This is a genomic window from Thermaurantiacus sp., assembly GCF_053487655.1.
Genome location: NZ_JBRCLD010000010.1, coordinates 1 through 15,050, shown reverse-complemented (window position 1 = coordinate 15,050; position 15,050 = coordinate 1). Strand labels below are relative to the sequence as shown.

The 15,050-nt window shown below is 67.3% G+C and carries 10 protein-coding genes; 7 read left to right on the top strand and 3 right to left on the bottom strand.

Annotated features, from left to right (window positions below; translation table 11 throughout):
• From ACWIQA_RS01145 to ACWIQA_RS01135, 3 genes are all read right to left on the bottom strand, one after another.
• The coding region (locus tag ACWIQA_RS01145; RefSeq protein WP_448581230.1) for an MFS transporter at positions 1 to 1,170 on the bottom strand (1,170 nt) is incomplete at its 3' end.
• Positions 1,167 to 2,684, bottom strand: coding sequence for a ferrochelatase (locus tag ACWIQA_RS01140; RefSeq protein WP_448581229.1), 1,518 nt, complete (start codon positions 2,682 to 2,684; stop codon positions 1,167 to 1,169). The genes ACWIQA_RS01140 and ACWIQA_RS01145, both read right to left, overlap by 4 nt.
• Before the next feature lie 51 nt (positions 2,685 to 2,735).
• A complete protein-coding gene (locus ACWIQA_RS01135) occupies positions 2,736 to 5,357 on the bottom strand; it encodes a TonB-dependent receptor (protein ID WP_448581228.1) in 2,622 nt (873 codons plus the stop codon).
• Positions 5,358 to 5,570: 213 nt separating this feature from the next.
• Here ACWIQA_RS01135 and ACWIQA_RS01130 point away from each other — a divergent pair, with 213 nt between their 5' ends.
• The 7 genes from ACWIQA_RS01130 (at position 5,571) to purL (ending at position 14,868) form a co-directional block, all read left to right on the top strand.
• Positions 5,571 to 6,266: a TetR/AcrR family transcriptional regulator gene (locus ACWIQA_RS01130; RefSeq protein ID WP_448581227.1), complete on the top strand. Its 696-nt coding sequence runs from the start codon at positions 5,571 to 5,573 to the stop codon at positions 6,264 to 6,266.
• Entirely contained in the window at positions 6,259 to 7,152 is an 894-nt protein-coding gene (locus ACWIQA_RS01125; RefSeq protein ID WP_448581226.1) for a hypothetical protein, read from the top strand. The genes ACWIQA_RS01130 and ACWIQA_RS01125 overlap by 8 nt, the downstream gene beginning before the upstream one ends.
• Entirely contained in the window at positions 7,149 to 8,291 is a 1,143-nt protein-coding gene (locus tag ACWIQA_RS01120; protein WP_448581225.1) for an aromatic ring-hydroxylating dioxygenase subunit alpha, read from the top strand. The genes ACWIQA_RS01125 and ACWIQA_RS01120 overlap by 4 nt, the downstream gene beginning before the upstream one ends.
• Entirely contained in the window at positions 8,288 to 9,493 is a 1,206-nt protein-coding gene (locus tag ACWIQA_RS01115; protein ID WP_448581224.1) for an MFS transporter, read from the top strand. Before ACWIQA_RS01120 ends, ACWIQA_RS01115 begins: the two co-directional genes overlap by 4 nt.
• Positions 9,490 to 10,758 (top strand): serine hydrolase domain-containing protein, encoded by a 1,269-nt coding sequence (locus ACWIQA_RS01110; protein WP_448581223.1) that lies wholly within the window; start codon positions 9,490 to 9,492, stop codon positions 10,756 to 10,758. The genes ACWIQA_RS01115 and ACWIQA_RS01110 overlap by 4 nt, the downstream gene beginning before the upstream one ends.
• Positions 10,759 to 11,104: 346 nt before the next feature.
• The gene (locus ACWIQA_RS01105; RefSeq protein ID WP_448581222.1) at positions 11,105 to 12,391 is read left to right on the top strand and encodes an amidohydrolase family protein; all 1,287 of its coding nucleotides are present in this window, start codon (positions 11,105 to 11,107) and stop codon (positions 12,389 to 12,391) included.
• Positions 12,392 to 12,651: 260 nt separating this feature from the next.
• Entirely contained in the window at positions 12,652 to 14,868 is a 2,217-nt protein-coding gene (gene purL / locus ACWIQA_RS01100) for a phosphoribosylformylglycinamidine synthase subunit PurL (RefSeq protein WP_448581221.1), read from the top strand.
• The last annotated feature ends 182 nt before the right edge of the window (positions 14,869 to 15,050 follow it).

Below are 15,050 nucleotides of genomic sequence, written 5' to 3'. Positions count from 1 at the left end.
GCCGGCAACCGCGCCAAGGACGAGGATTCCAACCGCGCCGGAGAAATTGAAGAGACCGATGACGGCACCGCGCGCCTCTGCTGGCGCTACCTTGCCGATGAGCGTCTGGGCGCCGAGCACCGCCGAGATCTGGCCGATGCCGAGCGCCGCGAAAAAGGGAATGGCGGCCGCCGCCAGCGGGTCGGAAACGAAGCCCATGCCGACATAGCCGAGCGCCCCCACGCCCATGGCAGCGGCAAGCATCCGCGCCCGCGGTAGCCGGTCGATGACCGCGATGATGGCAAGCGGCCACAGCAAAGCTGCCGACTGGGCGATGATGAACGGCAGCCGCCCGGCCTCCAGCGCATCCGACGCGCTCATGCCTTGCGCCAGCGCCGCCTGCTTGCCCCAGGCAACGGTGAAGATGCCGACGATGGCGAGATCGCCGCGCGCCACGAAGGCGGCGGCATAGCCCACCATGATCTCCGGGCTCGTTCGCGCCGCCTCGACCCCACGCCGCAGCATTGCCAAAAGCGGTAGCCGCTCGGTCGCCGCCGGCGCCCCGCGCCTCAAGCCGAACCCGAGCAGGACCGCCGTCAGCAGACAGGCAGCGGCCCCGACCGCGCCGGTTGCAATCGCTGCGTCCGGCCCGGCAAGGCCGCGGGCCACGAACCAGGCCGGAAGGGCCCCCAGCACGAGCGCCAGCATCACCACGCCAAGCCCGTTCAAGACGCCGCCCATCGCTGCCAGCTTGCCGCGGTCGCGCTCGACCGCATAATCGGCAAGCAGCACGCCATACATGCCCGTCGCAGCCCCGATCCCGAGCGCATAGAGCACCCGGACCGCACTGAATTCGGTGAAGGACCGGGCCAGCGGGAACAGCAGATAGGCCGCCGCCATGGCGAGGAACCCGGCGACATAGATGGGCCGCCGCCCGAACCGGTCCGAGAGCGCGCCCAGCGGACCATAGGCGAGGATCAGCACCACCTCGTTGATGACCGTGAGCGACCCCAGCGCCCGGCCCTGCCGGGCCTCATCAAGCCCGAGCGTCTCGGTCAAGAGATAGGGGGTGAGCACCGCCATCCCCGTCACAAGACCGATGGTCACGAAGGCGCCGAACAGGAGAGTCCAGCCGTTGGTGCGGGTGACGCCCTCGTCGAGCGCGACCGGCCCGAGCCTCGCCCCCGTCATGGCGCCCCTTCCGCCTGCCCTGCCGGAACCGTGGCAGGGAAAGGTGGCAACACCCTCGAGACGGCCTCGGCGAGCACTGCGCCCGCCGCGGCCTGGCGGTCGCCCCCCGGCGTGCCGGTGAACATCACCTCGGTGCCCGCGAGCCGGAACCGCCGGACGAACGGCAGGTTCCAGTCGATGTCGGCCGGCGGGCCCTCGAACCGGCGATAGCCCTCAAGCCCCTCGAACATCAGCAGGCTGTGGAGGAAGAGGGTGTCGGTGTTCTCGGCCAGGAACTCGACGGGAACTGCGAGCGCAAGCGCATCGCCGTGCCGTGCTGCTGCAGCGAAGGTCTCGCGCACTGAGACCAGCCGGTCCCGCGGGTCCTCGGCGGCGTCGGCAAAGGCCTCCTGCGCCACCACCGTCCGCAAATTGCGCCAGCCCTTCGCCCGCATCGCCGCCTCGAGGGGACGGCGCAAGACATCGACCGCCCGGTCGCTGTTGGCAACCCAGGGGTCGCGTCGCCGCTGCACCACGGGAAGGCCGTGGAGCGTGATGATGAGCGTTGCCGCCGCGTCGGGCGAAGACGGCGCCGGCGCAACCCGGGCGAGATGCGCTGCCCAGAAATCGGCGTAAGCAGGCAGGTCCGCCATTTGCGGCGCGAACAGGAGCCGTGGCGCCGGCCGGCCAGTGCGCGCCGCCCAGCGGTCGACCTGCCTCTTCACCTGCGGCCAGGCACTGCGATATTCCTCGAATGCCGAGTGGATGGGAAGCGCGGAGGCGATGACGAGCGTATCGAGCCCCTCATTCAGCAGGGCTTCGAGGGCGCGCTCGGCGACAAGCGGGGCGAAAGCGTCATAGACCCCAGTGGAAACCACCGACGGGTGCCGGCGAAGCACCGAGGCTGCTGCCTCCACCATCAGGAGCGTGTGGTCACGCTGCGGCAGATAGCCCCCCGGCAGGCGCGCATAATAGAGGGCACGCGCCTTCAGCATGGCCCGCTGAGCAGGGCTTGCCGCACCCCCATTGCGGCCGCGGTAGAGAAAGGTGCCGATGTCGCCGGCAACCGTTGCCGAGGGCGGCACCCATTGCACCATCCCGCGCCGGTGCTTCTCGACAAATGGAACGCCGTCCCAGTCCGTTGTCCTCCCATCGAAGGCCATGAGCTGCTGCGGCGCGAATGGCGAAGTCGCATCCGGCCGCGTGGGGTCGATCAGTGCTACGCCCTGGTCCCGGGCGGCCAGCCGGTTGACCGGCCAGGGCACCGCTACCTCGAACAGCTTGCGGATGAAATTCTCGGTGAAACCGGTCTCGAAGGTCGAGGGCTGGAGCAAAGCCACCACCAGAACACCGGTCCGTCCTTCGGCCACGGCATCGGCTGGCTGCGCCTTGACCGCCCGATAGGCGTCCCAGTGGAATGGCCAGCCGCGCGGCTGGTTCATGAGAAAGAAGAGGAAGCTGACGAAACCAGCGGCCAAAAGCGCGCCCGAGACGAGCGCTAGCCAGCGCCGGCGCCGGGGAAGCCAGCGGCTCACGCCGCGCGGCCGCGGATCAGGTCATGCACCCCCTGGTCCACGGCCCGGCGGTCAGAACCGCCAGCCAGCGCGCACGCCAAAAGTGCGCGGGTTGGGAAGATAGGCGAGGAAGCCGCGCCCGGGCGCAAAACCTTCGGGGCTGCCGAAATCGACATTGCGCTGCGCCCCCTGGATCCTGTCATTGTCGAGCAGATTGTCGATGTAGAAGAGCAACGTCAGGCTGCGCCACTCCACCCCTGCGCGCAGCTCCATGAGCCAATAGTCCGGCAGGATGGCGAGGTTGGACTCATCGGTGAACCGCTTCGAGCGGTAGCGGCCGGCAAGGCCCAGGAAGGCTACATCGCCCTCGGCACCGAACGGCAGCCGATACTCGCCCGAAAGGTTGAGGATATGCCGCGGGCTCTTGCCGACCTGGTTGCCGGAGAAGTCGGCGCAGATGTTGCCGGCTTCCGCCCGGTTCTGGTCGGAGCTGGTCTGCCCCGCCGGCACGCCGCACTCGGCAAACAGCGCCGCCGGCGACCCTGGCGGCGGGCCCTGGACGAAGGATCTGAAGTCCGAATGGGTAAAGGCATAGTCAGCCGAAAAGCGCAGGCGCGCGCTCACCCGCCAATCGATCTCGGTCTCGATCCCGTAGATTTCCACCTGCCCGGCGTTGACAATTCCCGCCGTCGTGACCGTCTGCCCGGTCGGAGTCACGTTGGTGTTCTGCACCCCGATCTGCTGGTCATAGTAATTGTTGAAATAGGCGGCGGTGTTGAACACCAAGCCACGCTCGGGGAAGGCGGACTTTACCCCGATCTCATAAGCTGTCACGCGCTCGGGCAGGTAGCGCTGACCGTCAAAGTCAACAATCTCGTTGGTATTGAAACCTCCTGGCTTGAAGCCCTTGGCCCAGCTTGCGTAGACCAGCATGTCGGTGCGCGGCCGCCACTCGCCGGTCACCCTGGGGGTCGGCTTCTCGGTCTTGAGCGTCGCCTCGCGCGGGCAGGCGGCGACCACGCCAGGCGGCGGCGACCCGGCCGGATTGGTCGGGCTGAAGGTTGCACCGTTCGGGAATTGCGGCAGGCACACGGGCCTCAGCTGTGCCAGCGTCACATCCTGCGAGCGCCAACCAGGAATCGTGTAGGTAATCCGGTCATAGTTCCAGCGTACGTCAGCAGTAAGCCTGATGGTGTCAGTAATGTCGGCACTGACGCTCCCGAAGACACCATAATAGTTGGTGTCGCGCGAATTGACGACAGGGAAGGCGAAATCTGCCCTCGGCGCTGTCGCCAGCCGGAACGGGGGGCCAGCGAGCGGCGATCGAGGGTTTCTGAGCCAGAACTGAGCTGCGTTCACCAGGTCCGACTGCTCTGAGAAGATCTGGGCGCCAAGCAAGGCGTCCACGCGCCCGAAGGTCCGATTGAACCGGATCTCGTGATCCCATGCCCGGTTCATGTAGGTCAGGTCCTGCAGCGCCGAAAGCGCCAGCACGAGACCGGGCGGTCCTGGATAATCGCTATAGTCCCCATCCTGCTGGATGTGGGTATGATTGTCGAGATAGCCGAGCCGGTAGGAGAGCGTCCCCCAGTCGCCGTCCCAGCTCACATTCACTGAGACCAGGTCTTGGGTGAGCCGCTGGCCCGAGAAGGGCTTGCCAGTAAACGGGTCAGGCGACAGCTGGAGGTCCGCTTCACGTGCCCGAAGCTCGCCCACGAAGGTGCCGCGGGTGCAGTTTGCCACCTGCGGCGGCGTCAGCCCGGCAAGATTCGGCGGGCAGGGAATGGTCGCCGGTGCCCCCGGCACCGCTGAGTAACGCGCGCCTGGTGCGGGCAGCCGAACATTGGCGCCCACAAAGGCCGTCGCCATTTCGGTCGCGCGCTCCTTCGAATGGATCCACCGCGCCACGATCCGCAGCTGCTCGGCCGGCGCAATCCGGAACGCGACGGTTGCACCTTCCGAGTCCGTGCCTCCCACCTTCGCCCCCGTCACCGGGTTGGTGTAGAAGCCAGTGCGCTCGGTCCAGGCGCCACCGGCCTGGAAGGCGAGCTTGTCGCCGAGGATGGGCACATCCACTCCCCCTTCGACCGACTTCAAGCCGCCGCTTGCGAACTCGAGCGCAGCCCGGCCACCGAAGTCGCCCTCTGGCACACGAGTCACATAGTTGATCGCACCGGCAAAGGCATTGCGGCCGTAGAGAACGGCCTGGGGACCACGCACCACCTCGACTCGCGCCAGATCGAACAGCCGCGCGTTCAGGCTGGCTCCCCCCCCGGCGATCGAGATGTTCTCCCCCGAAAGATCCTGGCCATCGACGAGAATCGCAACCGACGGCCGACCGCGCTCGGCCTGCATGCCACGCAGTGCCGGCCGCGTGTCATTCAAGAACCCCCCCATGTCGAAGGTGAGGCCGGCGGCGAGCCGCGAGATGTCCTGTACGTTGCGGACGCCCTCGGTCAGGATGGTCCGCTCATCAAGCGCCTGCACTGCAAGCGGCACGTCCTGCAACAGCTCGGCCCGCTTGCGCGCGGTCACGATGATGTCGGCGGCACTTGTCGCTGCTGCCTGCTCGCCCGACCCGGCTGCAGCCCCGCCCTCTGTAGCAAGCGCTGGCACGGCCAGCGCCGCCGCCCCCGCCCCGGCTAGGATCGCAGCGATGGTTCGCCTGGCCCCTCTCTCATCATTGTTGCCCATCTCATCTTCCCCGCTTGGCCCTGCCCGCTGCCCCTTGCCCTCGGGCAGATGGTTGCTGGGCTCCGCGCCCGCCTCCCTCGGCAGTCCCTTTCCGCTTCCGGGGCCCGCATTGGGGCTTGAAAAGTTGACCGCCCGGTCTATTTCTGCGGCGAGGACGGCCTCGCGTCAAGTGCCTATCCGCACCCATGGGCGGGAAGGGGAATGGCAGAAGCAATGACCAAGCTGCTGGAACAGGGCGGGCGCGCCCCCCGCCCAATTCTAAGCGCGACACCGCGGCAGCGCCGACCCCAGGCCGAGAGGCGGCAAGCCACCCGCGCTGCCATTCTCGACGCCTTCGACCGTATCCTCGCCGAGGGCGGCGTCTCCGCCCTGGGCGTAAACGCGCTTGTGAAAGAAGCCGGGATTGGCAAGAAACAGCTCTACGACCAGTTCGGCGGCCTGCCCGGAGTGGCCGGCGCCTGGGTCCGCGAGCGAAAGGTCTGGCCAGGGATCGAGACCATCATCGGCGAACCCTGGGAACACTTCCTCGCCCGCTCGGCGGCCGACAAGCTCATCCATGTCAACCGCTGCTATGCTGAGAGTCTGCGCCACAACCCCCGCCTTTGCGAGCTGCTTGCAGGCGAATTCCTGAGTTCGGAGGAGGTGAAGGGCGCAGTCGAGCATGTCCGCCAGCTTGTGCGCAGCGATTTCGAGCGGATCCTCGCCTGCGATCCTGCCTTGCGCCAGCCCGGCCTCGCCGCACTCAATCTCGTTGCCTACACAGTTGCCACCTATCTTGCGCTCCGCGCCCATCACCAGCCCAGCTTCTTCGGCTTCGACCTCTCCGCCGAAACGCCCTGGATCGCAGTCATGGACATGGCCGAGCGCGTGCTCGTCGCCGCCGCGCGCCAGGAAGACCAAGTTGACTGATCAGTCCCTCTCTCCCTTCGCGACCGGAGACTTGCTTGTCACTGCAACCCGGCTCAACCCTGCCGCCCGCTATCCAACTGGCGCCAGCGCTGTCCGCCAGCTTGGGCCCGACGGCTCAGAAAAGGCCGAGGCTGCAACTGGCGCCACGGGTCTTGTCGCTGGCCTTGCCCTTCTCGACGATGGCGCCCTCCTCGCGCTCGACCCCCAGGGCCGCAGTGTCGCCTGCTTCGGCCCCGACGGCAATCGCCGCCCCGACCCCAATGTTGGCGACCATCCCTTCGGCTCGCTGGTGCGACTCCCCGGAGGCGACCTGCTGTTTGGCGAGCATCTGTGCGGCGCTGCCGGCCGCTTCGCCGGCGGCGGCGCCGTCTACCGTTTCGGCCCGGAATTTGTGCTCCGGCGCCGCTACGCAACCCAGTGGAACGGGGGTGTGAGTGGCTTCCTCGGCGTGACCCACATGGCACTCTCGGCCGATGGCGCCACGCTCTTCCACCTCTCTGAGACCGGCCCCCTCCTCTACGGCCACGACCTCGAGGACGATGAGAGCCTTGGGCCCCTGTTCACTGCCTCTGATCCGCCTGCCATGCTGTTCGGGCTCGCCAGCCTGCCCAATGGGGATCTGATGGTGGCGAACGGCACTGGCCTCCTGCGCCTTGTCGGCGGGTGCGGCGGGTTCCGCCTCGCCGACCGGGTCACCCTCCCCCCGCCTGCCACCGGCCGCCCCGGCTGGGCCAATGTCATCCTGCGCCCTTCCGGCCAGTCGGTCTTTGCCCTCGACTTCCTCGGCGGCCGGATCGCCGAACTCGACCTTCAAACCCATGCGCTGACGCGCCTCCTTGACCTTGGCTTGCCATCAGCGCTCGCATCGCTTGCGGAGGTCCCATGATCATCAACCAATGGTATGTCGCTGCCGACTCAACCGAAGTCACGGCGGCCGCGCCTGCGAAGGTCCGCCTTTGCGGTCTCGATTTCACTCTGTTCCGCGATGCCGCTGGCCGGGCCCATTGCATCTCGGATGTCTGCGTCCACCGCGGCGCCTCGCTTGGTGAAGGCCGGATGGAGAAGGGCTGTGTCGAATGTCCCTACCATGGCTGGCAGTTCGACGGCGCTGGCAATGTCGTCCGTATCCCCTCGCTCCCGGCCGAAACGCCGATCCCCAAGCGCGCCCGAGTCGATAGCTACCCCGTCATCGAGCGCTACGGCTGGATCTGGGTCTTCCTCGGTGACCTGCCTGAGGCCGAGCGCCCCCCGCTTCCCGATTTCCCCGAATATGCCGACACCGCCAACTGGCGCACCATCCGCGGCGACTGGCACTGGCGCGCCAACTATGCCCGGATCGTTGAGAACGGCCTTGACTTCAGCCACGCGCCTTTTGTCCACCCGAGCTTCGGCGACCGGGACCGCGCCGAGATCCACGATTTCGAAATCGAGCAGGACGCATGGTCGGCCCGCGCCAAGGTCACCTACATTCCCCCCCTCCCGCGCGGCATCTGGAAGCTGATGCGGAAAGAACGCACACCCGTCCAGGCCCAGCCGAGCTTCCACCTCTCGGGCGCCACCATGCGGCTCGACGTCTGGCTCACCAGCAGCTGGCACATGGTCATCTTCGATGTAAACACCCCCGTCGATGAGACCAGGACCCACACCCGCTGGATTATGGCGCGCAACTTCTTCCGCCATCCCCTGTTTGACGGCGATTCGCGCCGGCGCACCCTCAAGATCTTTGCGCAGGACACCCAAATCGTCGAGAAGATATGCCCCGAGATCGTCCCGACCGATTTGCGCGAGGAGCTCTCGGTCAAGTCCGACGGCCTCATGAATGCCTTCCGCCAGCGCCGCCGCGAGCTCATCGAGCGCGGCTGGGCGATCGATGTCGACATGCTAAGGCACCACATCGACGGCAAGCGCGCCCTCGTCATCCCTTCGCCGGCAAGGCGTGAATCCCAGGGGCGCAACTTTGTATTGAAGACTGTACCGCTCCTCCCGCCCCGGGCCGAGATCGCGCTCCAGTCCGCAGCGCAATGAACGGCAGGCTGCCAGTCGCCGGACGCCTGCCCCCGCTCGCCCCGCTGTTCCTTGTGGTCTTTATCGGCCTCATGGGCTTTGGTGTGGTGCTGCCGGTCTTCCCCTTCTGGGGCCGGGCCCTCGGCGCTGAGCCTGCGCTCATAACCGTCATGCTCGCTGCCTATTCGCTCGGCCAGTTCCTCGGCGCCCCGCTCTGGGGCCGCCTTTCCGACCGCATCGGCCGCCGCCCCGCGCTTATCGCCTCGCTTGCCGGTTCTGTGCTCGCTTTCCTCGGCATGGCCATCGCCCGCGATGTCTGGGCTCTCGGCGCCGCCCGCCTGGTCGGCGGTCTCATGGCGGGCAACATCGCTATCGCCTTCGCTTATGTCGGCGACGTGACCGACTCCGCGGCCCGCCCGCGGGCCATGGGCATCATCGGCGCTGCCTTCGCGCTTGGCTTCATCCTTGGGCCTGCTGTCGGCGGCATCATCGCCGGCACCAACCCGACGACTGCGGACTTTGCCCGGGTTGCCCTTGTCGCTGCTGCCATCACCCTCGCTGCGCTCGTCGCAGTCTGGTTCGTCGTTACCGAAAGCCTGCCGATCGCCCGCCGCCGTGAAGGGGCCGCCGGCCCGACCCCGTCGGTCTGCGCCCTGCTCCGCGCCGAACAGAGGGTCGCGCGCCTTATGCTCCTTGCACTCCTCGTCATCGGTGCCGCGGCCATGATGGAAACCACCTTCGCCCTCTTCGCCGGCGATGTCCTCTCCTGGTCCCCGCGCGAGGTCGGCCTCTCCTTCGGTCTCATCGGCGCCATCTCGGCCGGCCTCCAGGCCGGCGCCGCCGCCCCGCTCGCCCGCCGCTTCGGCTCGCCCCTGGTCGCGCGGCTCGGAATCCTCGCCTATGCTGTCGGCCTCCTCGGCCTCAGCCTCGCCGACGGCACCGCGACAACGCTCGGCGCGCTCGCCGTCACCTCGGCTGGAGTCGGGCTCTTCACCCCCGCGTTCCAGACGCTCGTCGCCGACGCGGCCACCGACAGCGACCGCGGTCTCGTCAACGGCCTCACCCAAGGCGCCTCGGCCATGGGCCGGATCCTCGGGCCCGCGGTCTCGGGAAGCATCTACCAGGGCTTCGGGCCAGCGAGCCCCTTCCTCGCCGGCGCCGGGCTCATGCTCGTCGCCCTTGCGGTCGCCCTCGGCACCTCCCTGAAAGCGCGCCCGGCATGATCCGAACCCTTGCCCGCATGGTGGGCTTCGGCCTCTTGGCGCTTCTCCTCGCAGCCGTCGCGCTCTGGCTCGCCAACTGGCAATATATGGACCGCTACATGCGCCTGGCGGTCTCGCAGTTCCGCGGCGAAAGCCAGAAGGCCGACTGGTACGAGCCCGTCGATCCCGTCCCCGGCGCGCCATTCATGCCACTTCCGGTCGCCGCCACCCCGACAATCGATCGCGCCTATCTCGAAAAGGCGCGCGCCTACGCCGAGGAAGTGAAGTCAGAAGGCTTTCTCGTGTGGCAGGGTGGCGCCCTCCAGCACGCGAGCTACTTCTGCGGCCACCAGCGGGAAGACCTCTTTGCCTCCAAGTCCATGGCGAAGATGGTGGTCGGCATCGTCATTGGCCGGGCGGTGGCGCTTGGCCATATCAAGAGCATCGATCAGCCGGTCTCGGACTTCCTCACCGAATGGAAGGGCACCGACAAAGAGGGGCCAACCATCCGCCATTTCCTCCAGAACTCGAGCGGGATCAGCCGGTTCCGTTATAATGACTTCAAGCCCTGGTCCTTGACTATGCGCGAATATCTCTCGAGCCACCACGAGGACATCCTCATCAACGAGACGAGGCGCGATTACGAGCCGGGCACCGAATATGACTATTCAATGATCACGAGCGACGTGCTCGCGATCGTCATCGAGCGCGCCACCGGCCAGCGCTATGCCGATTTCCTTGGGCGCGAACTGCTGAAGCCCATCGATGCTGCTGGCGGCACCGTCTATGTGAATCGCCCCGGCGGCCTTGCGCATGCCGGCTGCTGCCTGATGCTGCCGGCCGAAAGCTTCGTGCGCCTCGGCATCCTCCTTGCCCGTGACGGCGTCTGGGAGGGCAGGCGCCTGCTTCCCGAAGGCTGGGTCGCCGAAACCGTCACGCCGTCGCCTGCCAACCCGCACTGGGGCCTCCACATGTGGATCGGCCGCCCCTGTGTGGAGCGGCTGCGCTGGTTCCCCGAGCGCTCGCAGAAGGTCGGCGTGCTCCACTCTGAATGCTATCTCGCCGACGATCTCTTCCTGTTCGACGGATCAGGAAACCAGGCAATGTGGATCGTGCCTTCCCGCGATCTCGTCGTGCTCCGCTTCGGTCCACCGCCCACCCGCCGGCCGGGCGAGCCAGGCGAATTCGACAACAGCCGCCTCCCCAACACCATCATCCGGGGCATGGACGCGGCGGCCACAACCGCGCGAGTCGCGGCTTCGCTTTCCGTCCGGGAACCCGGCTGACAAACCATCGAGGAGTGGACCCGCTATTTTTCCCACCCTGCGCGTCGTCGCGCTTTCCTCGCTTCTCTGCCATGGCCCGCTCGCCGCCGGCGAGGGCGAACGCTGGGCTGCCGCCAAGATCCAGAACGGCGGCCTCGCCCTCGTCACCGGCGTCTTTGCCCGCCTCGTGATGCACCTATCGCAGAAGCTGTTCGTGAAGCGCATCAGGGGGCCACGCGCCAGCTCCCAATACAGGCACCTCTTGCCCCTGGTATCCGCAGCATCGCCGAACTCTCACTTCTCTTGACGACGGCCTTCCGCGACGCTGTCAAACCCCTCGAGAGAAAGGCCGGGAAAGGAGGCGCCCATGACGCCGCTGATCGTTGCTGCTGTGCTTGCTTTGCTTGCTGCGCCTCCAGTGGTGGCCGAAAGCCTTGTCATCCAAGCCGACCGGGTGCTCGCCGAGCCGGGCAAGGCGCCGCGCGGCTCCACCTCGATCGTCGTCGAAAACGGCCGCATCAAGGCACTCCTCGATGGCCGCCAGGCCCCGGCCGGTGCCCGCGTCATCGACCTCGGCGCCCGCTTCGTGCTGCCGGGCCTCATCGACTCGCACGTCCACCTCGCCTCCGATGCCGGCGGCACTGCCGCCTTTGTCGAGGCACTGACCGAGTCCCCAGGCCAGGCCGCGCTACGCGCGCAGTGGAACGGCATGAAGACTTTGCATGCCGGCTTCACCACTGTGCGCAACCTCGGCGACCGCACCGGGGCGACGCTCGCGCTGCGAGACGCCATCAACGCCGGCTGGGTGAAGGGCCCGCGCATTATCGATGCTGGCCGGTCGATCTCGGTTACCTCCGGCCACATGGATGGCACGCTTGCGATTGCGGAAATGCTCCACGGCAGCATTCCGCAAGACAACCTCTGCAATTCCGCCGAACAGTGCCGGGAAGCCGTCCGCCGCCAGATCCGCCGCGGTGTCGATGTCATCAAGATCGCCACCACCGGCGGAGTCAACAGCCGGATTGGCGCCGGCCTTGAGCAGCAGATGTTCGCAGACGAGGCGAAAGCCGTCATGGAAACCGCCCGCCTCCACGGCAAGCGCGTTGCCGTCCACGCCCATGGCACGGGTGGCGTCAATGTGGCCCTCGCCCATGGCGCCGCCTCGATCGAGCATGGCACCATGCTCGACGCCCAGTCCTTGAAGCTCTTCCGGGAGACGCGCGCCTTCTACGTGCCCACGCTTTCCACTGTGAACGGCTACCGCGAGCGGCTCGCCGCCGACCCCAACGCCTACCCGCCCGAAGTGCTCGAGAAGGTGAAATGGCGCATCGCCATCACCGGCAAGAGCCTCGAGCAGGCGGTGCCGGCCGGTGTCCGGATCGCCTTCGGCACCGACGCCGGGGTCTCGAAGCACGGCCGCAACGCCGACGAGTTCGAACTCATGGTCGCCCACGGCATGACGCCTGCGACCGCGATCGCCGCGGCAACCACCGGTGCTGCCGAGCTGCTCGGACTTGCAGGCGAGATCGGCGCGCTGCGCCCCGGCATGGCTGCCGACATCATTGCCGTCGATGGCGATCCCCTCGCTGACGTGACGGCGCTGAAGCAAGTCCGCTTCGTCATGAAAGGCGGCGACATCATCCGCTCGGACTAGTGCGGACCCGTGCCAGCACGGCAGGGCCCTTCTTGTCCTGCCCGTCCATGCGGGAAGGGACAAGCGTGGTGCGGCTTCTGACACCTGGCAACCGCCATGTCGGCTGCGGCAAGAGTGCCACAGGGCATGGCCCCGCCATCGGGCGCCGACGAACCGGGAAAACACAATCGAGTCTCTGGTCCAAACCGAGAACATGAGCGGAACATGTTCGCCAAGCTTCCCCGCTGGCTCCTTCGCCAGCGCCACGCTACAGGCCCGCCATGACTGCCATCACTCCCGAAATCGTCGCCGAGCACGGCCTTTCGCCTGATGAATATCAGCGCATCCTCGCGGCTCTGGGGCGCGCGCCCAACCTCCTCGAACTCGGCATCTTCTCGGTCATGTGGTCTGAGCACTGCTCCTACAAGTCGACCCGCCTCCACCTCGCCAAACTCCCGACCGATGCGCCGTGGGTCATCCAGGGCCCGGGGGAGAATGCTGGCGTCATTGCGATCGGCGCCGATGCCCATGGCCACCCGCTCGCTGCCGTCTTCAAGATGGAAAGCCACAACCACCCGAGCTTCATCGAGCCCACCCAGGGCGCCGCCACTGGGGTGGGCGGCATCATGCGCGACGTCTTCACCATGGGCGCGCGCCCCGTCGCCCTCTTGAACGCCTTGAGCTTTGGCGCTCCCGACCACCCGAAAACGCGCCACCTCGTCAAGGGCGTCGTCGCCGGCATCGGTGGCTATGGCAATTGCGTCGGCGTGCCCACCGTTGGCGGCGAGATCCGTTTCCACCCCCGCTACAATGGCAATATTCTCGTCAACGCTATGTGCGTCGGCATTGCCCGGGCCGACCGCATCTTCCGCTCGGCCGCTGCTGGAGTCGGCAACCCGGTCATCTATGTTGGCTCCCGAACGGGTCGCGACGGAATCCACGGCGCCACCATGGCTTCGGCCGAGTTCGGCGAAGACGCCGACGCCAAGCGCCCCACGGTCCAGGTTGGAGACCCCTTCCTCGAAAAGCTCCTGATCGAGGCCTGTCTCGAGCTCATGGCAACCGATGCTATCGTCGCCATCCAGGACATGGGTGCTGCCGGCCTCACCTCCTCCTCGGTCGAGATGGCCAGCAAGGGCGGAGTTGGAATCCGCCTCGACCTCGACCGAGTGCCAGCGCGCGAAGCGGGCATGACGCCTTACGAGTTCATGCTCTCCGAAAGCCAGGAGCGCATGCTGATGGTTTTGAAACCCGGCCGCGAGCCCGAGGCCGAGGCCATCTTCCGGAAATGGGGCCTCGAGTTCGCCGTCATCGGCGAAATCACTGGCTCCGGGCGCCTCGAGCTCTGCTTCCACGGCGAGCAAGTGGCCGATCTGCCGCTCGGGCCCCTTTCGGACGGCGCCCCGAAATACGACCGCCCCCGTGCCGCGCCCCAGCCGCCGCCGCCGCTCGGCGCTTTCGACCCCAGCACCGACCCCAGTGCCGATCTCCTCACCCTCCTCGCCAGCCCAGACCTTGCCTCACGCCGCTGGGTCTTCGAGCAATATGACCACATGGTCGGCGCCGACACCATCATCCGCCCCGGCGCCGACGCTGCCCTCGTCCGGGTCCATGGCACTCGACTTGCGCTTGCGATGACGACCGACGTGACCCCCCGCTACTGCGCCGCCGACCCGGTCGAAGGCGGCCGGCAGGCGGTCGCCGAGACCTGGCGCAACCTCTCCGCCGTCGGCGCGACCCCGCTTGCGATCACCAACTGCCTCAACTTCGCCGCCCCCACCAACCCGGCCGTGATGGGCGAACTTGTCGGCTGCCTCGAGGGGATGTCGGATGCCTGCCGCGCGCTCGACTACCCGGTCGTCTCGGGGAATGTCAGCCTCTACAACGAGTCCCGGGCAACCGGCGGTGGTGCTGCCATTCCGCCCACGCCCTCGATCGGCGGCGTCGGCCTCATTGACGACTGGGCAAAGGCGGCCACGCCCGCGCTGAAGGCCCCCGGCGAGGGGCTGTGGCTCATCGGCGGGGCGCCGGCGCATCTTGGCCAGTCGCTGTGGCTGCGCGAATGCCGGAGCCGGGAAGCCGGGCCGCCGCCGCCCGTCGATCTCGCGGCCGAGCGGCTCGCCGGCGACTGGGTCCGCCGCCGCATCCACGAGGGTGCGCTGACTGCCGTCCATGATATTTCCGACGGCGGCCTGCTTGTCGCGCTCGCCGAAATGGTGATGGCAAGCCGCTTCGGCGCCAGGATCGCGTTGCCCCCCGGCACCGAGCCAACCCCCTTCCTCTTTGGCGAGGACCAGGGCCGCTACCTCATCACCGCCGCCGCTGACACCCGGCTTGACGACTGCCCCGTCCCCCTGCTCCGCCTCGGCTCCACCACCGCCACCCCCCACCTCGTGGTCGAGGGCCACCTCGACCTCCCGGCCGAAACCCTCCGCACCACCCACGAAAGCTTCTTCCCGGCGCTGATGGGTTGGGCCGGCAATAGTCATAGGGTATAGTTGCCACTTGGCGTAGATACGCCCGCCCGGATATTGCGCTATGACGGGAGCAAGGCCTCCCATCGAATGATGCCAAGTTGGAGCGCCCGTGATTCATCATTCAAATTTGTAGTCCAGCTCAATACAACACGGGCTACACCGGAGAATTCTAGAACATGTTATTCAGTTAGGAGGTACTAGAA